Origin of the sequence: Streptomyces sp. NPDC002588 (assembly GCF_040295925.1) — a bacterium.
Lineage (GTDB): Bacteria > Actinomycetota > Actinomycetes > Streptomycetales > Streptomycetaceae > Streptomyces.
Map to the genome: position 1 here is coordinate 35,528 of NZ_JBEOWF010000064.1, position 18,846 is coordinate 54,373.

General features: G+C 71.4%; 18 protein-coding genes and 2 pseudogenes. 16 read left to right on the forward strand and 4 right to left on the reverse strand.

Going from position 1 to position 18,846, the window contains the following annotated elements:
• Positions 1 to 7: 7 nt before the first annotated feature.
• The 4 genes from ABT057_RS44895 to ABT057_RS44910 all read left to right on the forward strand — a co-directional run bounded on the left by ABT057_RS44895 (position 8) and on the right by ABT057_RS44910 (position 4,887).
• A complete protein-coding gene (locus tag ABT057_RS44895) occupies positions 8 to 895 on the forward strand; it encodes a carbohydrate ABC transporter permease (RefSeq protein ID WP_352350376.1) in 888 nt (295 codons plus the stop codon).
• Positions 892 to 1,800, forward strand: coding sequence for a carbohydrate ABC transporter permease (locus ABT057_RS44900; RefSeq protein ID WP_352350378.1), 909 nt, complete (start codon positions 892 to 894; stop codon positions 1,798 to 1,800). The genes ABT057_RS44895 and ABT057_RS44900 overlap by 4 nt, the downstream gene beginning before the upstream one ends.
• 95 nt (positions 1,801 to 1,895) lie before the next feature.
• The gene (locus ABT057_RS44905) at positions 1,896 to 3,560 is read left to right on the forward strand and encodes a glycoside hydrolase family 43 protein (protein ID WP_352350380.1); all 1,665 of its coding nucleotides are present in this window, start codon (positions 1,896 to 1,898) and stop codon (positions 3,558 to 3,560) included.
• A gap of 283 nt (positions 3,561 to 3,843) precedes the next feature.
• Positions 3,844 to 4,887, forward strand: a complete 1,044-nt coding sequence (locus ABT057_RS44910) for a LacI family DNA-binding transcriptional regulator (RefSeq protein ID WP_352350382.1) — start codon at positions 3,844 to 3,846, stop codon at positions 4,885 to 4,887.
• A 42-nt stretch (positions 4,888 to 4,929) separates the two neighbouring features.
• Here ABT057_RS44910 and ABT057_RS44915 read toward each other — a convergent pair.
• Positions 4,930 to 5,582 (reverse strand): annotated as a pseudogene (locus ABT057_RS44915) (ThuA domain-containing protein).
• 91 nt (positions 5,583 to 5,673) lie between these two features.
• Positions 5,674 to 6,285 carry a hypothetical protein gene (locus tag ABT057_RS44920; protein WP_352350384.1) on the reverse strand — a complete coding sequence of 204 codons (612 nt, stop codon included), beginning with the start codon at positions 6,283 to 6,285 and terminating at the stop codon, positions 5,674 to 5,676.
• Between the two features lie 98 nt (positions 6,286 to 6,383).
• Between ABT057_RS44920 and ABT057_RS44925 the strand changes: the two genes are divergently transcribed.
• Together ABT057_RS44925 and ABT057_RS44930 are read left to right on the forward strand one after the other, a co-directional pair.
• Complete coding sequence (locus ABT057_RS44925; protein ID WP_352350386.1) at positions 6,384 to 7,016, forward strand: VOC family protein; 633 nt, start codon at positions 6,384 to 6,386, stop codon at positions 7,014 to 7,016.
• Positions 7,017 to 7,092: 76 nt separating this feature from the next.
• Positions 7,093 to 7,491, forward strand: a complete 399-nt coding sequence (locus ABT057_RS44930) for a VOC family protein (protein WP_352350388.1) — start codon at positions 7,093 to 7,095, stop codon at positions 7,489 to 7,491.
• Here the strand turns inward: ABT057_RS44930 and ABT057_RS44935 are convergent.
• Together ABT057_RS44935 and ABT057_RS44940 are read right to left on the reverse strand one after the other, a co-directional pair.
• Entirely contained in the window at positions 7,477 to 8,154 is a 678-nt protein-coding gene (locus ABT057_RS44935; protein ID WP_352350390.1) for an AraC family transcriptional regulator, read from the reverse strand. The two genes, ABT057_RS44930 and ABT057_RS44935, sit on opposite strands and share 15 nt — an antisense overlap.
• A 233-nt stretch (positions 8,155 to 8,387) precedes the next feature.
• A complete protein-coding gene (locus ABT057_RS44940; protein ID WP_352350392.1) occupies positions 8,388 to 9,662 on the reverse strand; it encodes a YihY/virulence factor BrkB family protein in 1,275 nt (424 codons plus the stop codon).
• Between the two features lie 122 nt (positions 9,663 to 9,784).
• On the opposite strand from ABT057_RS44940, the gene ABT057_RS44945 reads away from it, so the two are divergent.
• The 10 genes and pseudogenes from ABT057_RS44945 to ABT057_RS44990 all read left to right on the forward strand — a co-directional run.
• Entirely contained in the window at positions 9,785 to 11,419 is a 1,635-nt protein-coding gene (locus ABT057_RS44945; RefSeq protein WP_352350394.1) for an acyl-CoA dehydrogenase family protein, read from the forward strand.
• A 299-nt stretch (positions 11,420 to 11,718) separates the two neighbouring features.
• Entirely contained in the window at positions 11,719 to 13,005 is a 1,287-nt protein-coding gene (locus ABT057_RS44950) for a GAF domain-containing protein (protein WP_352350396.1), read from the forward strand.
• A gap of 195 nt (positions 13,006 to 13,200) precedes the next feature.
• Positions 13,201 to 14,529 carry a hypothetical protein gene (locus ABT057_RS44955; protein ID WP_352350398.1) on the forward strand — a complete coding sequence of 443 codons (1,329 nt, stop codon included), beginning with the start codon at positions 13,201 to 13,203 and terminating at the stop codon, positions 14,527 to 14,529.
• A gap of 53 nt (positions 14,530 to 14,582) precedes the next feature.
• Positions 14,583 to 15,155: a GNAT family N-acetyltransferase gene (locus ABT057_RS44960; protein WP_352350400.1), complete on the forward strand. Its 573-nt coding sequence runs from the start codon at positions 14,583 to 14,585 to the stop codon at positions 15,153 to 15,155.
• A 127-nt stretch (positions 15,156 to 15,282) separates the two neighbouring features.
• The gene (locus ABT057_RS44965) at positions 15,283 to 15,366 is read left to right on the forward strand and encodes a putative leader peptide (protein ID WP_309486338.1); all 84 of its coding nucleotides are present in this window, start codon (positions 15,283 to 15,285) and stop codon (positions 15,364 to 15,366) included.
• Positions 15,367 to 15,548: 182 nt separating this feature from the next.
• Entirely contained in the window at positions 15,549 to 17,246 is a 1,698-nt protein-coding gene (locus ABT057_RS44970; RefSeq protein WP_352350402.1) for a nitrite/sulfite reductase, read from the forward strand.
• Positions 17,243 to 17,422 carry a hypothetical protein gene (locus tag ABT057_RS44975; RefSeq protein ID WP_352350404.1) on the forward strand — a complete coding sequence of 60 codons (180 nt, stop codon included), beginning with the start codon at positions 17,243 to 17,245 and terminating at the stop codon, positions 17,420 to 17,422. The genes ABT057_RS44970 and ABT057_RS44975 overlap by 4 nt, the downstream gene beginning before the upstream one ends.
• Positions 17,419 to 18,129, forward strand: a complete 711-nt coding sequence (locus ABT057_RS44980) for a phosphoadenylyl-sulfate reductase (protein WP_352350406.1) — start codon at positions 17,419 to 17,421, stop codon at positions 18,127 to 18,129. The genes ABT057_RS44975 and ABT057_RS44980 overlap by 4 nt, the downstream gene beginning before the upstream one ends.
• Positions 18,130 to 18,158: 29 nt before the next feature.
• Complete coding sequence (cysC, locus tag ABT057_RS44985) at positions 18,159 to 18,695, forward strand: adenylyl-sulfate kinase (protein ID WP_352350408.1); 537 nt, start codon at positions 18,159 to 18,161, stop codon at positions 18,693 to 18,695.
• Positions 18,692 to 18,846, forward strand: a pseudogene (locus ABT057_RS44990) (sulfate adenylyltransferase subunit CysD); the annotation flags it as partial. The gene cysC and the pseudogene ABT057_RS44990, both read left to right, overlap by 4 nt.

The following is an 18,846-nucleotide window of genomic DNA, read 5'->3' on the forward strand; positions in this document are numbered from 1 at the left end:
GACCGTCATGATCCGCTCCCAGCGGTGGAAGGGCGCCGCCTTCACGGTGCCCTTCCAGGTCGGCTTCGCGTTTCTCTATGTGCTGCCCATCGGCTACGCCGTCTACCAGTCACTCTTCCGTGAGCGGCAGTCCGGGCTGGGGCTGGGCGGGTCGACGCAGGAGTTCGCCGGCCTGGCCAACTACCGGCTTGGTCTCACCGATGCCGCGTTCCTCGGCTCCATCGGCCGGGTCGTGCTCTTCGCGTGCGTGCAGATCCCGCTCATGCTGGCGACAAGCCTGGTGCTGGCGCTGCTGCTGGACGCGCTCACCGCTCGCGCGGCGGGCAGGTTCCGCGTCCTGCTGCTGGTGCCCTACATGATCCCGGGTGTCGTCGCGGCGATCGTGTGGATCAACCTCTACAGCCCGCAGGTGGGCCCGCTCACCCCGCTGGGCCACTGGCTGGGCTTCGACTGGGACTTCTTCGCACCCGCCATGGTGTGGCCGTCGATCGGCAACCTGCTGACCTGGCACGGCATCGGCTACAACATGGTGATCATCTACGCGGCACTGCAGGCCGTGCCCCGGGAACTCTTCGAGGCCGCACGCCTCGACGGAGCCTCGGAGTTCCGCATCGCCCGCAGCATCAAGGTCCCCCACGTCCGCGGGGCACTGGTACTGACCGGGCTGCTCTCCATCATCCAGATGCTGCAGATCTTCAACGAGCCCGCCCTCTTCCGCAACATCACACCGCAGACCGTCGACGACGGCTTCACCCCCATCATGGTCATCTACAACCAGGCCTTCAACGCCGGCAACTACCACTACGCCGCAGCCCTTTCGGTGCTGCTCGCGCTGATCCTGGGCCTCGCCTCCTTCCTCTTCTACCGGCTCACCTCGAAGGAGGCCGACGCATGACACTCACCCAGCACCGCACCGCCGCACCCTCCGCGGTGCGCCGCCGCACGGTTCCCGACGCCGCCGCCCGCACCCGCGGCGGTCAGCGCTTCCTCCTGCTGGGACTGGTTCTCGCGAGTGTCTACAGCCTGTTCCCGGTGTGGTGGCTGACCGTCGCCGCCACCAAGGACCGCGCCGGGCTCTACAACACCAACGGCCTGTGGTTCTCCGACATGCACCTGTGGGACAACCTGCACCAGTTGTTCACCTACGACCACGGCATCTTTCTGCGCTGGACCGCCAACTCCCTGCTGTACGCGGGGGCCGGCTCGGCCGGCGGCACGCTGCTCGCTCTCGCGACCGGCTACGGCCTCGCCCGCTTCGAATTCCCGGGCCGCTCGGTCGTGTTCGCCTGCGTGGTGGGCTCCTTCCTCATCCCCCTCGCACTCCTCACCCTCCCCCTCTACCTGCTGTTCTCGGAGATCGGCCTGGTCGACACGCCCTGGGCGATGCTGATCCCCTGCCTCGTCAACCCCTTCAGCGTCTACCTCGCCAAGGTCTACACCGAGGCCACGATCCCCTACGAACTCCTCGAAGCGGCCCGCATCGACGGTGCCGGCGAACTGCGCATCTTCTTCAGCATCGTGCTGCGGATGCTGACCACCGGCGCGGCGACCGTGTTCCTGCTCGCCTTCGTCAACACCTGGAACGCGTTCTTCCTCCCCCTCACCGTCCTGCGCGGCGAGGAGAACTGGACCCTCAACCTCGGCCTCTACAACTGGTCCGGAAAACGCCTCGAATCCGGCATCGACCTCACCAGCCTCGTCCTGACCGGTGCCCTCCTCTCCATCGTCCCCATGGCGATCATGATGATCGCCATGCGCCGCTACTGGCGTACCGGCGTCACCCTCGGCGCGCTCAAGTGAATGCCGCGGACGGCGAAGGCGGGTGGAATGGTGCAGGCAGCACGCCGCTCACCGCAGACAGTCGGCACACCACCGCAGACAGTCGGCAGGCCACCATGGACAGTCGGCAGACCACCGCAGACAGTCAGCCGACCACGGTGGACAGTCAGCAGACCGCAGTCGCCCGTATACGGTCGACGGTCGCCCGCAACCCCGTCATCCGCGGTTTCGCCCCCGACCCCTCCCTCATCCGGGTCGGCGACTGGTACTACGTGGCGACCAGTTCCTTCGAGTGGTTCCCCACGATTCCGGTCCACCGTTCCCGTGATCTGGCGGTCTGGGAGTACGCGGGCCACGTCGAAGGGGCCGCGCCCGGTGGCACGCTGGCCGGCGTGCCGGATTCGGGCGGCATCTGGGCGCCCTCGCTGAGCTGGGACGGCGAGCGTTTCTGGGTGGTCTACTCGATCGTGCGGTCCGTCGGCACGCCGTACTTCGACCAGGAAACGTACATCGCCACGGCCACCGGCGTCTCCGGCCCCTGGACGGCCCCGCGCCGCGTCCCCGGCCACGGTTTCGACCCGGCCCTCTTCCACGAGGACGGGCGGCTCTGGCTGCTCAACCTCCAGAACGACCATCGCCCCGGCGGGCAGCGTTTCGCCGGCATCGTCCTGACCGAACTGGACCGCGACACCCTCGCCCCGCTCGGCGGCACCCACCTCCTCCTGCAGCATGAACGGCTGTTGGAGGGGCCGAAGTTGCTCAGGCGGGAGGGCTGGTACCACCTGCTTCTGGCCGAGGGCGGGACGGGATTCGAGCACGGTGTGCGGACCGCTCGCAGCCGCCGTCTCACCGGCCCGTACGAGCTCGACGACCGCCCGCTGCTGACTTCCCGCGACGATCCGGCGCTGCCGTTGCAGAAGGCGGGGCACGGGGAGTTGGTCGAGACGCCGGGCGGCGAGTGGTATTTGAGCCATCTCACGGCCCGCCCGGTCCGCACGCCGGACGGCCCCCGCTGCACCCTCGGCCGGGAGACCGCGATCCAGGCCGTGGTGTGGGACGCCGAGGGCAGACCCCGGCTGCGGCAGGGCGGTTGGCACCCTGCCACGGAGGTCCGGGTGCCGAGGACATTGGTCCAGGTGCCCGCGCCCTCCGGCGACCCGCACGGGAGGCCCTGGAGCACGTTGCGCGAACCGCCGGATCCGTCCTGGGCGGACGTGACTTCGCGTCCGGGCTGGATCCGGCTGCGCGGCCGCCACGGGCCGGAGTCCCGTTGGGCGCAGAGTCTGCTCGCCCAGCGGCTCACCGAGCACCGGGCGACCGTCGAAGTCACGGTCGAGGCGCGGCCGTTCACCTTCACACAGGCTGCCGGGCTGATCCTGCGGTACGACGCGGAGGCGTACCTCTCGCTCGATCTGACCTGGGCGGAGCCCGCGGGTGAGCCGCAGCGCGGTCAGCAGTGGCGGGGCGGGGGCCGAACCGTGCTGAGTCTGGTGGAGCGGGACGAGACGGGTGTGCGGGAGGCGGCGGTCGTGGACGTGGACGCGAGCGGACCGGTCGCTCTGGGGGTGACGGTCGAGGGGGCGGAGGCGCGGTTCTGGTACGTCCGGGAGGGGGTGCGTACGCCGGTGGGTCCCCCGCTGGACTGTGGCCGGTTGTCGGACGACCACGGCGGGCGGCTGCGCTTCACGGGCACGCTGGCCGGCATTCACACACGGGATCTGGTCGACGCGTCGTTCACGGCGGACTTCCGCGACTTCCGGCTGACGTGCCGCCCGGTCTGATCCTGCGCGTTTTCGAAAGTTCGGCTCCTCAGGTCTTCTCCCAAGATCCCGCCTTGCCCGGTGTCTTCACGCCGCGTCGAGGCACACCTAGGATAGCAAGCGCTTTCTGCGAGCCGCCTGTCCTGGATCGGCTCCGAAAGGGCGCTGGTCGGGCTTTCGCTGGCCCTCGGGCGGGTCGGAGAGGTGGTTCCCCATGGTGCGCACGGCGAGTGCGAGTGGCGATGTGAGTGCAAGTGCCGATGTGAGTGCGAGTGCCAATGCGAATGCAAGCGCAAGTGCCGGTGTGGGCACCGGTGTGAGCACCGGCGCGGCCGCCGGTCCGACGCTGGCGGTCGTGGCGCGTGAGGCGGGGGTGTCCGTACCGACCGCGTCCAAGGTGGTCAACGGGCGGGAGGACGTGGCCCCCGAGACCAGACGCCGGGTCACGGAGGCGCTGGACCGGCTGGGTTACGTCCGCAGACCGCGCTTCGACGCGACGAAGCCGCCCCGGCTGGTCGACCTCGTCGTGCACTCGCTGGAGAGCTCCTGGTCGGGGGCGGTCCTGCACGGTGTGGAGGAGGCGGCGCACGACGCGGGCCTGGACGTGGTGGTGTCGGCCGGTCTGTCCCGCACCCGGGCCGGCCGTCCGCAGCGCGGCTGGCTGGACAAGCTGACCGTGCGCGGCTCGGCCGGAGTGCTGTTCAATCTGGCCGAGTTGACGGAGTCCCAGTACGCGTGGCTGGAGCATCACCGCACTCCGTTCGTGATGATCGACCCGGTGGTGGAGCCGCCGCCGGGGGTGGTGTCGGTGGGCGCGGCGAACTGGCAGGGCGGGGTGACCGCGACCGAACATCTGCTGGCGCTCGGCCATGAACGGGTGGCCGTGATCGCGGGCTCGCGGCGCAAGATGTGCAGCAGCGCGCGGGTGGCCGGCTATCGCTCGGCACTGGCGTCGGCGGGTCTGACGCCCCGCGCCGAGTATGTGCGGGGCGGTGGCTTCGACGAGTCCGTGGCCCGCCGCCGCATGGGCGAGCTCCTTGATCTGCCGGAGCCGCCGACGGCCGTGTTCGTCTGCTCCGACCGAATGGCCCTCGGCGTCTACCAGGCGGTCATGGAACGGGGGTTGAGGATTCCGTACGACATCAGCGTCGTCGGTTTCGACGATCTGCCGGAGTCCCGGTGGACCACCCCCGCCCTGACCACCGTGCGTCAGCCGCTGGCGGAGATGGCGGCGACGGCGCTGCGGCTGCTGGTACGCATGATGGACGGCGAGCGCCCGGAGGGGACGCGGACGGAACTGTCGACGCGGCTGGTGGAACGGGCGAGCACGGCTCCCCCCGGGAGCTGATGCCGAGGGGCGGGAGGGGTGGCGAGAGGGGGGACGCGGACGTCAGGCGTCCGCCCTTGCCGCCCAGGCGATCCCGCCGCGCAGATGGGCCAGGAAGTCCGGATCCCGGTAGGCCTCGGACGCATGGCCGAGAGCGGTGTAGAAGACGCGGCCCGCGCCCTCCTCCCGGCACCACACCAGGGGGTGGTCGGCGCCCATCCCGCCGCCCTCGTACGACGACTCGTCGGCGACGGCGAGGACCCTGAGCCGTCCGCCCCCTCCGCGCGGGTTGGTGCGGAAGTCGTACCACTCGTCGGTGAAGTCCCACACGGCGGGCAGGTGGCGGGATGGTCGTGGTCCTCGACCACGGCCTTGCCTGGCTGGTAGGCGGGGTGGCGGTCGAAACGGGCGCCGAGGAGGTCTCCGTAGTACGGCCAGTCGTACTCGGTGCAGGCCGCCGCGTGCACGCCGACGAAGCCGCCGCCGGAGCGGATGTACCCGGCGAGGCGTGCACGCCCGGCGGGGGTGAGCACCTCGCCGCTGGTGGAGAGGAAGACCACGGCCGCGTACCCGTTCAGTGGAGCCTCCAGGGCCGCCGGGTCCTCGGTGTGGTCGGTGGTGAACCCGTCCAGGGCGTGTACGGCGGTGACGGCGGCCGGGATGGAGTCGTGGCGGTAGGCGGTGGTGCGGGTGTAGACGAGCAGGCGGGCGGTCATACGGCCGAGGCTACGACCGGGACGGACCGCTTCCCAGGGAGATCATCGGCCCGAAAATTTCGGCACCGGCCCGCCGGTGATTCCGTTTGCCTCACCCGCCCACGCCCACGTCGTTGTTCGGCGCGCCGTCTCCCTCCGGCGGCAGGTCGCCGCGTTCGACCGGTTGGCCGCCGCGCGCGGGGGCGGAGGGGAGGAGGCCGTCGAGTTCCCCGGCGGTGGGGCGGTGGGCGTTCTGGGCGGCCCTGCGCAGGTCGTCGCGCGGTACTCCGTCACCGCTGACCCGGATGACCAGGTCCTTCCCCGGTACGGCGTACTCGCTCATGCCGTCGGTGGTGCGGTACCAGGTGTCGCCGTCGCGGACGCAGGTGGTGGACGCACCGTCGGTGCCGGCGACCGGCTGGTCGGGGCAGCTCCCGGACGTCATCGTGCCGCGGTCCACGGCGAGTTGGAAGAAGGTGCCGCGTTCGCGGGAGAAGTAGGAGGCGGAGAAGCCGTCGTCGCCGTACACGCCGACGGACTGCTGGGCGAGGGTGTAGCCCGGGACGTCGGTGGTGTAGACGAGTTCCGGAGCGATGCCCAACGCCTGGGAGCGGGAGGCGAGTTCGGTGGGGTCCGCGGCCGCTCCGGGCCGCTCGTCGCCGCACGCGGTGAGAAGTACGGGCAGCAGCAGCAACGTCGGCAGGGTGCGCGCGGCACGGATCATGCACCCATCCTGCCGCACAGGTGTTCCACAGGCGCGGCGTTTTCCGGGGCGTGGCGCGCACCCCGGATTCCGGGGCGGGGCGCGTACGCTCGGCGGGGATGGACACGATTCCCGCACACCTCGACCACATCGTTCTGGCGACTCCCGATCTGGCGGCGACGGTCGCCGAGTTCGCCCGGCGCACGGGAGTGTCGCCCGCCCCGGGCGGGGTGCACCTCGGGCACGGCACCCGCAATCATCTGGTGGGGCTGGGTGGTTGCGCGTATCTGGAGATCCTCGGCCCCGACCCGGACCAGCCCGCCCCGGACGGCCCGCGCCCCTTCGGCGTGGACGGCCTGGCCGCTGCGCGCACCCTCACCTGGGCGATCAGCCCGCCCGACCTGGACGGCACGGTCGCGGCGGCCCGCGCCGGGGGCTACGACCCGGGTGACGTGCGGGACATGAGCCGGCGGCGTCCCGACGGAACCCTCCTGCGGTGGCGGCTGACCGACGGCGGCCGTCCGCATCCTTCCGGTCTGGTGCCGTTCCTCATCGACTGGGGCGGTGCGCCCCACCCTTCCGCCTCCGGTCTGCCGGTGACCCCGTTGCTGGAGCTGAGGGCCACGGTGCCCGATCCCGACGAGCTGCGTCCCCTGCTGGCCCTGCTCGGTACCGGCCTCGTCCTCGACGAGGGCCCGGCGGCCTTCTCCTTCACGGTGGACACGCCGAACGGGCCGGTCGCCTTCAGCTGAGGGGCGCCGTCCGGGAGGCCGCCCGGTGTCCGTTTCCTTCAAGACCGGCCGCCATGGCGCTGTCTACGGTGGCGGCATGACTGTACGTTTCGATGCCATCGGGCTGGTCGTGTCCGACATGGCCGCCTCCGTCGCCTTCTACCGCCGGCTCGGCTTCGTGTTCCCGGAGGGAGCCGAGCGGGAGCCGCACGCCGAGGCCCTGCTGCCGGGCGGGCTGCGGCTGTTGCTGGACACCGAGGACACCGTCCGGTCCTTCCATCCCGGCTGGCGGCCGCCGTCCGGCGGGCCTCGGTCCTCGCTCGCGCTGCGCTGTGACGAACCCGCCGAGGTCGACGCGCTGTACGAGGAGCTGGTGGGCGCCGGCCGGCACGGCGAGCTCAAGCCGTGGGACGCCTTCTGGGGCCAGCGGTACGCCGTCGTCCACGACCCGGACGGCAACGGAGTCGACCTGTTCGCCGCGCTACCGCCGCAGTAGCTCACTCAGTGTGGTGCCGGTGAACTCCCGTACGTCGCGGGCGAAGTGGGCCTGGTCGGCGTATCCGGCGCGGGTCGCGGTGTCGGCGTAGGGCGTTCCGGCGCGGGCCAGTCCGAGGGCGCGCTGCAGGCGCAGGATGCGGGCCAGGGTTTTCGGGCCGTAGCCGAACACGGTGAGGGAGCGGCGGTGCAACCGGCGTGCGCCCAGGCCGAGTTCGTCGGCTGTCGCCGAGACCGGGCGGCCCTCGGCGAGGGAGGTGACCAGGCGGCGCAGTTCGGGGTCGGGTGGTACGGCCCGCTCCAGCGCCAGCTTCTCCAGTGCCGTGGCCGGGTGGGGCGCGGCGGCGATCCGGCCGGTCAGGCGCCGTACCTCCGCTGCCGGCCACAGGTCGGCCAACTCCACGCGGCGGTCGCGCAGTTCGTGGGCAGGGACGCCGAGGAGGGTGGGCGCGGTGCCCGGGAAGAAGCGGATGCCGGCCCAGGTCGCGGGTGGCCCGTCGGGAAAGTGGGCGTGGGTGTCGGGGCCCGCGACGAGCAGCCTGCCGTCGCTCCACAGCAGGTCCATGCAGCCGTCGGGCAGCACGGGCCGCGCGCCGGGTCCCGGCTCCGGGGTGTTCGTCCAGACCACCGCGCCGGCGAGGCGTGAGGGCCGCTCCTCGTACACGCGGGCCAGGTTACGCCGCCCGCGCGGACGCCGCCGGGGTCCGTCACGTGGAGTGACCCGGAGCGGCGTTCGGTCACGCCGCCCCGGAGATACGGGCCGCCGGACGGCGTGACGTGCCCGTCACATGGCGTGAGCGACCGAGACGCACCCTGGATCATGCACCCGGCGAGGCCGGAGTCCGTGCACTGCGCACAGCCCGGCCCCGTCGGCCACCGCGAACGGCCCGCCCCACCTCACTTCTCCACCGGCGGCTGCTCCTCCCCGTTCGCCCCGCCCGACCCACTGGACCCGCTCGACCCACTCACACCATTCACCCCGTCCACCCCGTTGACCCGGTTCACCTCGTTCGTCCCGTCGCCCGAGTGCGGCTTGTGGGAGGTTTTGGCGTGGGTGCGGAAGCGGCCCGTCACGTCCTCCGGCGGAAGGAAGCGGGACCAGCGTTCGGGGAACTCGGAGGGCATGTCCGGGTCGTCGGGGTCGTCGGGGTCGTCGTCCTCGTGGGTGCGGGCGGCGGCCAGGCGGGCGACGTACTGGGTGACCTCCTCCTCGCGCTGCCGCTCGTTGGCGGCGCGGGCGGCGGCCGTCGCGGCGGCGGGCCAGACCCGGTCGATGGCGGCGTTGACGGCGGCGCCGACCAGGACGGCGAAGGCGGACACGCCGATCCAGAGCAGGACGGCGACGGCGGCTGCGAGGGAGCCGTAGATCGTGGCGCCCTCGATGGTGTGGGTGAGGTAGATGCGCAGCAGGAAGCTGCCGAGGACCCACATGGCGAGGGCGACCAGGGCGCCGGGGACGTCCTCGATCCACGGGGAGCGCACGGGCACGGACACGTGGTAGAGGGTGGTGAGGAAGGCGACGGACAGGACGATCACGACCGGCCAGTACAGGATCTGGACGACGGTGGTCGACCAGGGCAGGATCCCCACCACCGCGTCCGGCCCGGCGACCATCAGCGGCAGTGCGATCGAGCCGATCAGCAGGGCCGCGATGAACAGCAGGAACGCCACCAGGCGGGTCTTCACGATGCCGCGCACGCCGTCGAGGCCGTACATGACGGTGATGGTGTCGATGAAGACGTTCACCGCGCGTGAGCCGGACCACAGGGCGAACAGGAAGCCTATGGAGATGACGTCGGGGCGGCCGCCCTTCATCACGTCGTCCAGGATGGGCTGCGCGATCTGGGTGACGCCCTTGTCGGAGAGGACCGTGCGCGAGGCCTCCAGGAGGTTGTTCTCCAGGCTGCTGATGGAGTCGGTGCCGGTCCAGTCGTCGACGTAGCCGAGCAGGCCGATGAGGCTGAGCAGCAGCGGGGGCACGGACAGCAGGGTGAAGAACGCGGCCTCTGCGGCGAGGCCGAGGATGCGGTATTCGACGCAGGAGTTGACGGTGTCCTTCAGCAGCAGCCAGGCGGTCCGCCGCTTGGAGACGTTCCGGTAGAGGGCACGCGCCCGGTGGAGACGCCCTGGAGGGCCTCCGGGTTGCTCGGGTGACGGAATCGCTGGCTGCACGCCCTAAAGGTATCCGCCGTTCGGGTCTGCACTCACCTCCGGGAAGGTGCTGTCACCAGGTCGGGGAACGGCTCGCGGGTCTCCGCGGCCATGACGGGCGTACCGGGGGGTAGGTTCGCGGTATGGCAGGCAGCACGCACACCGTGAGCAACCAGCCGCCTCCGCTGAGCGGGTACGACGTCTACGGCGCCGACCGTGCCCTGGTCTCCGCGGTGGAGCGGCATCTCGATCCCACCCTGCTGGAGGAGGTGGACGGCGAGCTGTCCGCGCTGGGGCGGTCGGCGGGGTCGGCGCAGTTGCAGGAGTGGGGGGCGCAGGCGAACGAGCATCCCCCGCGGCTGCGCACGCACGACCGGTACGGCAACCGGATCGACGAGGTGGAATTCCATCCGGCCTGGCACCGGCTGCTCGGCAAGGGTGTCTCCGCCGGTCTGACGGCGGCCTGGGGGCGGCCGGGCGGGCATGTGCGGCGGGCGGCGGGGTTCGTGGTGTGGACGCAGGTCGAGGCGGGCAACTGCTGTCCGCTGTCGATGACGCACGCGGCGGTGCCGGCGCTGCGGGCCGATCCGGTGCTGGCGGCCGAGTGGGAGCCGCTCCTGACGTCCACCGTGTACGACCGTGAGCTGCGGCCCGCCCGGCTGAAGGCGGGGGCGCTGCTGGGGATGGGGATGACGGAGAAGCAGGGCGGCAGCGACGTACGGGCGAACGCGACGGCGGCCGTGCCGCTGGCGGAGGACGGGACGTACGCGCTGACCGGGCACAAGTGGTTCTGTTCGGCGCCGATGTCGGACGGGTTCCTGGTGCTTGCCCAGGCTCCTGAGGGGCTCACGTGTTTTCTGGTGCCGCGGGTCCTGGAGGACGGCGGCCGCAACCGGTTCTTCCTCCAGCGGCTCAAGGACAAGCTGGGCAACCGGTCGAACGCGTCGGGCGAGGTGGAGTTCGACGGGACGTGGGCGCGACGGGTCGGGGCGGAGGGGCGCGGGGTGCGCACCATCATCGACATGGTCGCGGCGACCCGGCTGGACTGTGTGCTGGGGTCGGCGGGGCTGATGCGGCAGGCGGTCGCGCAGGCGGTGCATCACTGCGCGTACCGGGAGGCGTTCGGCGGGAAGCTCGTCGACCAGCCGCTGATGCGGAACGTGCTGGCCGACCTGGCGTTGGAGTCGGAGGCGGCGACGACGCTGGCGCTGCGGCTGGCGGCGGCTTGCGACGACGGGGGCGAGCAGGAGTCGGCGCTGCTGCGGATCGCGGTGCCGGCCGCCAAGTACTGGGTGACCAAGCGGTGTGCGCCGCTGGTGGTGGAGGCGGCGGAGTGTCTGGGGGGCAACGGCTATGTCGAGGAGTCGGGGATGCCGCGGCTGGTGCGTGAGTCGCCGCTGAACTCGGTCTGGGAGGGTGCGGGCAATGTGCAGGCCCTTGACGTGCTGCGGGCGCTCAGGCGGGAGCCGCAGGCGCTGAACGCCTATCTCCAGGAGGTGGGGCGGGCGCGCGGGGCGGATCACCGGCTGGACGGTGCGATCAAGGGGCTGCTGACGGAGTTGGCCGATCTGGAGGGGGTGGAGGCGCGGGCGCGGCGGCTGGCGGAGCGGTTCGCGGTGGTCCTCCAGGGCGCGCTGCTCGTCCGGTTCGCGCCGCCGGAGGTGGCCGACGCGTTCTGTGCCTCGCGGCTCGGCGGGGACGCGGGGGCGGCCTTCGGGACGCTGCCGCACAGCCTGGATCTGGCGGCCGTGGTGGAACGGGCCGCGCCTGGGGTGTGAGCTGCGGGAACAGGGAGCGGGGGTGGTGCTGCGCCGACACGGCACCACCCCCGCGGTATTGGCCCTGCGAGGCCAGAATCGCCGCTCGGGACGGCGTGGCTCAAGTTTCGGACACGGTGTGGATGTTCACCAGGGTTGCAGGGGGTTGCAACTTGTCGGCGGTTGCGACCGGAGGGGGTCCGTCCGTGCCGGGTGGACGGCAAGATGGGGGCCTTCAGCAAGACCGGAAACAGTCGGTGGGAAGAACTTGACATCCGGTCGTGCCGTCCTTGTCGTCCGTGTCCTTCCGGGAGGCTCCTGTGGCCCACTCGCCGATGAACGTGCCGCGGTTGTCGGCCGTCGACGCCGCGCGGGCGGCGCGGGTACTGAGCGAGGTGCGGGACGCGCGGCTGGCCGGCCGGCGGGCGCGGCTCGCGCCGCGTCCGGTGATCGAGCAGTCCTGGGAGCGGATGCTGCGCAGCGGGGTGGATCCGGAGCACGACTTCAGAGCGGGGGTGCTCAGCGGGGACGAAGTGCGGCGGCGGCGGGAGGAGTCACCGCTGCGGGAGGTGCTTCCCGTGCTGCGGGAGGGGCTTTTGTCGGTCGCGGACGTGGCCCAGCACATCATGGTCGTCGCCGACGCGGAGGGCCGGGTGCTGTGGCGGGAGGGCTGTCCGCCCGTGCTGCGCAAGGCCGACGGGCTGGGTCTGGAGGTGGGTGCGGACTGGGGGGAGGAGGTCGTCGGCACGAACGGGGTGGGGACGGCGGTGGTGGTGCGCCGGCCGGTGCAGGTGTTCGCCGGTGAGCACTTCGCGCGCTCGCACACCGGCTGGACGTGCGCGGGCGCCCCGATCACCGATCCGCGCGACGGCCGGCTGCTCGGGGTGGTCGATGTGAGCGGTCCGCTGGAGACGATGCATCCGGCGACGCTGGCGTGGGTGGACTCGGTGGCGAAGCTCGCCGAGGCCGGACTGCGCGAGGCGCACATGCGTTCGCTGGAGCGGCTGCGGGCGGTGGCGGCGCCGGTGCTGGCCCGGCTGGATGGCCGGGCCGCGGTGGTGGACCGCGACGGCTGGACGGCCGCGGTGACGGGGATGCCGTACGTCCGCCGGATCGCGCTGTCCAAGTCGCCCTCGGCGGGCCGCAGGTGGCTGCCGACGCTGGGGTTGTGCACGCTGGAGCCGCTCGCCGAGGGCTGGCTGGTGCGCTCGGGTGAGGAGTCGGGCGGGCGGCCTTCGGGCGCCGCCCGCATCGTGCTGGATCTGGCCCGGCCGCGGCGCTGGTCGGTGACGGTGACGGACGGGCCGGGCGGTTTCTCCCATGAACTGAGTCCGCGGCATGCCGAGTTGCTGTACCTGCTCGCGGTGCACCGGGGTGGTCGCAGCGCGTCGGGGCTGGCCGAGGACATGTTCGGCGACCCGGCCCGGACGGTGACGGTGCGGGCCGAGATGTCGCGGGTGCGGCGGTATCTCGGGGGGTTCCTCGACCACCGGCCATATCGTTTCTGTGAGGAGGCGGAGGTCGAGGTGCTCCTCCCGGCGGACCCGGTGGACCTGTTGCCGCACTCGACGGCGCCCGCGGTGGCCCGGGGCCGCGCGGCACCCTGACGGGCGTGCGCACTGTAGCGAGGGGATCTCACAGTGTGGCAGCAATACGGCACCCGGTGGCATCTTCCGCATATTTGCGAGGTCTTCGTCCCTGACGGCACCTCACTGCCGTAGCATCCCTCTACGGGCCACCCCACCTGCTCCTCGGTCAACGTACAGATCATCAGGCGCAGTTGGCTCGCCTCGGGAGGACGAATGAGACAACGCGGCCGACATCGCCGGCGCAGGCGGGGCAGGGCGCTGCGGGCCTTCCTGGCCGGCACGGCCCTCGCGCTCACCGCGGCGGCCACGATGATCAGCGCTTCCCAGGCCACGGTCACCGACGAAGGCCCCGGCGCCCTGAAGCCGCTCTCCGCGTCCGGGGCCGAGCGGTTGAGCCTGACCGAGGAGACGGTCCCGCGGTCCGACCTGGACCGGCTCGCCGCCGGGATGGGCAGGCCGGTCGGGGTGAGCGCGGTGCTGGCCGCCGCCGACGGACGGCTGCGCGGGGCGGACGGCTGCGCGGCCGCCGAGCGCAGAGCGCTGCCGGTCTCCCCCGCTGCGACGCGCGCGTACTGCTGGAACGCGGGCGACACCGACGGCTGGCAGCCGGGCGCCGTCACCACCTCGGGCGACGCGGACGACGACGGCATGTGGGGCTCCCATCGGGTGATCCTCTCCGGCTGGTCGCGTTCCGGCGGCGCGGCGGCCGACCGGGGACTGGCCCGGGTCGCCTTCGTCGACGCCGACGACCTGGGCCGCCTCTCCTACACCTGGGTGCTGCTGGCCGTCCCGGTGGACGGCGGGCGCGACTACCGCGGGCTGGTCTCCCATGTCTCCGGGATGGTCTGGTACCAGAACAAACTGCTGGTCACCACGGACGACGGGGACACCGCGGCGCTGTACGTGTACGACATGAACCGCGTCCAGCGCGCCACCGTCACCGGCGAGGAGGTCGGGCGGGTGGCAGGCGGCTGGTCGGCCCACGGCTACCGGTTCGTGCTGTCGGCTGTCGGCTCCTACCGGCTGGACGACGCCGCGGACGCCGCGCGCCCCACCGCCGTCTCCCTCGACCGCAGCACCTCCCCCGACAGTCTGGTGGCCGGCGAGTGGACCCTCGACGGCGGCGACCGGACCGCCCGGCTGTGGCGGTACCCGTTCAGCAGGGCCGAAGGCAACTCGGGGCTGCTCGCCGCGGACACCGGCGGCCGGGTGCGGGTGTCACAGGCCTACGAGACGAAACTCACCGGCGTGCGCGGCGTGCTGTCGTACGGCGACGCCTGGTACGTGAGCCGGGCTGCCGAGGCGGGGAAGCTTCACGGTGTGCTGTGGCGGCAGACCACCGCCTCGAAGGACGACGCGAGGGCCGCGCGGTGCGGCGCCGCCGGCTCGTACGACTGCTGGAGCCCGCGCACCGAGTCCCTCTCCTACTGGGCGGAGACCGGCGAGGTCTGGACGCAGTCGGGGCGGGTGCTGTTCGCGACACCGCTCGCCTCCGCGGAACGCACGGCGGCACAGCGGCCACAGAAGCTCGCGGACCAGTAGCGGAAACGGACGGCGGTCGACAGATCCGCGGGGACGATGATTCCCTGAACCGCATGAGCCCCGTCCCCGTGACCACCTGGTCCCTGGAGCAGACCGCGCCGACCGACCTCGTTCCGGCCGCCGCGCCGGACGGCGACGTCCGGATCGTCCGCTCCGAAGTGCCCTCGCCCGAGTTCAGCCGCTACCTGTACGCGTCCGTCGGCGGGGACATCCGCTGGATCGACCGGCTGGGCTGGTCGTACGCGCGCTGGGAGGAGCATCTGTCACGGGCCGGGGTGGAGACCTGGGTGGCGTACGACAGGGGCACGCCCGCCGGCTATGCGGAGTTGGAACCGCAGGACGACGGCGTCGTGGAGATCGTCTACTTCGGACTGGTCCCGGCCTTCCGGGGGCGGCGGATCGGCGGGCATCTGCTGTCGTACGGCGCCGCCCGCGCCTGGGACCTCGCCGACCGCTGGCCGGGACTGTCGCCGACCAAGCGGGTCTGGCTGCACACCTGCAGCCTGGACGGCGAGCACGCCATGGCGAACTACCGGCGCCGGGGCTTCCAGCTGTTCGACACGAAGGTCGAGGAGCAGGCCGAGGTGTCCGCGCCGGGCCCCTGGCCAGGTGCATACCGCGTCTGACCTGCACCGACAAGAGGAGCCGCAGACCATGTGACCGACGACACCCCAATCTCGCATATCGAGACAAGGGTGTCCGCATCGCGGACGAAGCTGGACTGTGTCCAGATCGCCGTGACACGCTTCCGTCATGTCTGGAACTGGAATTGCCTTGGTGAGTCGGCGGCACGTCGACCTCGGCCGCATGTCCAGCGCCATCTGTCCGGCGAGCTGAGCACAGCCCCAGCAGCGCCGACATCTGATCCAGCCTCCCCCTGCGCAACGACGGGCACGTAGTACCCCCCTGCGCCCGTACGCGCAGGTATGAGCCTCCCGCCCGTCACCCGACCACCCCCCCTCATGGACGGCGCTGCGCGCCGACACCTTCCCGTCGCTGTCCCGAAGGACGTATTCACCATGGCCGCCACCCCGCAGAACCCTGCCGCCTCCGCGCCCCGCCGCAAGGTGAGCCGTCACCGCGGTGAGGGTCAGTGGGCCGTGGGTCACTTCACCCCGCTCAACGGCAACGAACAGTTCAAGAAGGACGACGACGGTCTCAATGTGCGGACACGCATTGAGACGATCTACTCCAAGCGCGGCTTCGACTCGATCGACCCCAACGACCTGCGCGGGCGTATGCGCTGGTGGGGCCTGTACACCCAGCGCAAGCCCGGGATCGACGGCGGCAAGACCGCGGTCCTGGAGCCGGAGGAGCTGGACGACAAGTACTTCATGCTGCGGGTCCGCATCGACGGCGGCCGGCTCACCACCGAGCAGCTGCGGGTGATCGGCGAGATCTCACAGGAGTTCGCGCGCGGCACGGCCGACATCACCGACCGGCAGAACATCCAGTACCACTGGATCCGGATCGAGGACGTGCCCGAGATCTGGAACCGGCTCGAGGCCGTCGGGCTGTCGACCACCGAGGCCTGCGGCGACACGCCCCGTGTGGTGCTCGGCTCTCCGGTGGCCGGGATCGCCGAGGACGAGATCCTCGACGGCTCGCCCGCCATCGAGGAGATCCAGCGCCGGATCATCGGCAACAAGGCGTTCTCGAACCTGCCCCGCAAGTTCAAGTCCGCGATCTCCGGGTCGCCGCTGCTCGACGTGGCGCACGAGATCAACGACATCGCGTTCGTCGGGGTGAACCACCCCGAGCACGGCCCCGGCTTCGACCTCTGGGTCGGCGGCGGCCTGTCCACCAACCCCAAGATCGGTGTCCGGCTCGGTGCCTGGGTCCCGCTGGACGAGGTGGCCGACGTCTACGAGGGCGTCATCTCGATCTTCCGCGACTACGGCTACCGCCGTCTCCGCACCCGCGCCCGCCTGAAGTTCCTCGTCGCCGACTGGGGCGCGGAGAAGTTCCGTCAGGTCCTGGAGGACGAGTACCTCAAGCGCGAACTCATCGACGGTCCGGCCCCGGCCCAGCCCGTCGAGCGCTGGCGCGACCACGTCGGTGTGCACCGGCAGAAGGACGGCCGGTTCTACGTCGGTTTCGCACCGCGCGTGGGCCGCGTCGACGGCGCCACGCTGTCGAAGATCGCCGACCTCGCCGAGGCGCACGGCTCCGGCCGGATCCGTACCACGGTCGAGCAGAAGATGATCGTCCTCGATGTCGCCGAGGAGCAGGTCGAGTCTCTGGTCGAGGCCCTGGAGGCGCTGGACCTGACCGCGAAGCCGTCGCCGTTCCGGCGCGGCACGATGGCCTGCACCGGCATCGAGTACTGCAAGCTGGCCATCGTCGAGACCAAGCAGCGCGGCTCGTCCCTGATCGACGAGCTGGAGCGCCGGATCCCGGAGTTCGACGAACCGATCACCATCAACATCAACGGCTGTCCGAACGCCTGCGCACGCATCCAGGTGGCGGACATCGGTCTCAAGGGCCAGCTGGTCCTGACCAAGGACGGCGAGCAGGTCGAGGGCTTCCAGGTGCACCTGGGCGGCGCGCTCGGCCTGGAGGCCGGTTTCGGCCGCAAGGTCCGTGGTCTGAAGGTGACCTCCGAGGAGCTGCCGGACTACGTGGAGCGTGTGCTGCGGCGGTTCCAGGACGAGCGCGCGGACGGCGAGCGGTTCGCCGCCTGGGCGGCGCGCGCCAGTGAGGAGTCCCTCTCATGAGCGAGCGGGCCGCCCCCTTCTACTGCCCCTACTGCGGCGACGAGGACCTGCGACCGAACGAGCAGAGCCATGGCGCCTGGGAATGCGCGGCGTGCAACCGCGCATTCCAGCTGAAGTTCCTCGGGCTGCTCGCCCGGGGCGTTCAGCGTGACGAAACGGGAGGGGACCGGATATGACGACGGTTCAGGAAGGCCGTACGGCACAGGAGTTGAAGGCCCTCGCCGAACAGGCGGGCCGTGACCTGGAGGACGCCTCCGCGCTCGAGATCCTCCAGTGGGCGGTGGACACCTTCGGCAAGGGCTTCTGCGTGACCTCGTCCATGGAGGACGCGGTGGTCGCGCACCTGGCGTCCCGGGTCCTCAAGGGCGTGGACGTGGTGTTCCTCGACACGGGTTACCACTTCCCCGAGACGATCGGCACCCGGGACGCGGTCGAGGCCGTGATGGACGTCAACGTCATCACGCTCACCCCTCGGCAGACGGTGGCCGAGCAGGACGCCGAGTACGGGCCGAAGTTGCACGACCGCGACCCGGACCTGTGCTGCAAGCTGCGCAAGGTGCAGCCGTTGGAGGAGGGGCTCAAGGGATACCGGGCCTGGGCCACTGGCCTGCGCCGGGACGAGTCCCCGACCCGGGCGAACACCCCGGTCGTCGGCTGGGACGAGAAGCGGCAGAAGGTCAAGATCTCGCCAATCGCCCGCTGGACCCAGGAAGACGTCGATGCGTACATCACCGAGCACGGCGTACTGTCCAACCCCCTGCTGATGGACGGCTACACCTCCGTCGGCTGCGCCCCCTGCACGCGCCGGGTCCTCGAAGGCGAGGACGCCCGCGCCGGCCGCTGGGCGGGGCGGGCCAAGACCGAGTGCGGACTGCACGGCTGACCCCCATGACACCGACATTGGAGAACCACGTGACCACCGGAGCCACCGTCTGGCTCACCGGTCTGCCCAGCGCCGGCAAGACCACCATCGCCTACGAGCTCGCGGACCGGCTGCGCGAGGAGGGCCACCGCGTCGAGGTGCTCGACGGCGACGAGATCCGCGAGTTCATCTCCGCGGGCCTCGGCTTCAGCCGCGAGGACCGGCACACCAACGTGCAGCGCATCGGCTTCCTCGCCGAGCTTCTGGCCCGTCATGGCGTGAAGGCCCTCGTCCCGGTGATCGCGCCGTACGCGGACAGCCGGGAGGCGGTGCGAAAGCGCCACCAGGAGGGCGGGTCGGCGTATCTGGAGGTGCATGTGGCGACCCCTGTCGAGGTGTGCTCCGTACGCGATGTGAAGGGCCTGTACGCCAAGCAGGCGGCGGGCGAGCTGACCGGGCTGACCGGGGTCGACGACCCCTACGAGGTGCCCGAGTCGCCGGATCTGCGGATCGAGTCGCAGAACCAGACCGTGCAGGAGTCCGCGGCGTCGGTGTACGCCCTGCTCAGCGAGAGGGGACTGGTGTGACCACGACCGTCGCCAAGGCCGAGGAGGGCACGGCGAGTCCGTACGCCCTCAGCCACCTGGACGCGCTGGAGTCCGAGGCGGTGCACATCTTCCGCGAGGTGGCGGGCGAGTTCGAGAACCCGGTGATCCTGTTCTCCGGCGGCAAGGACTC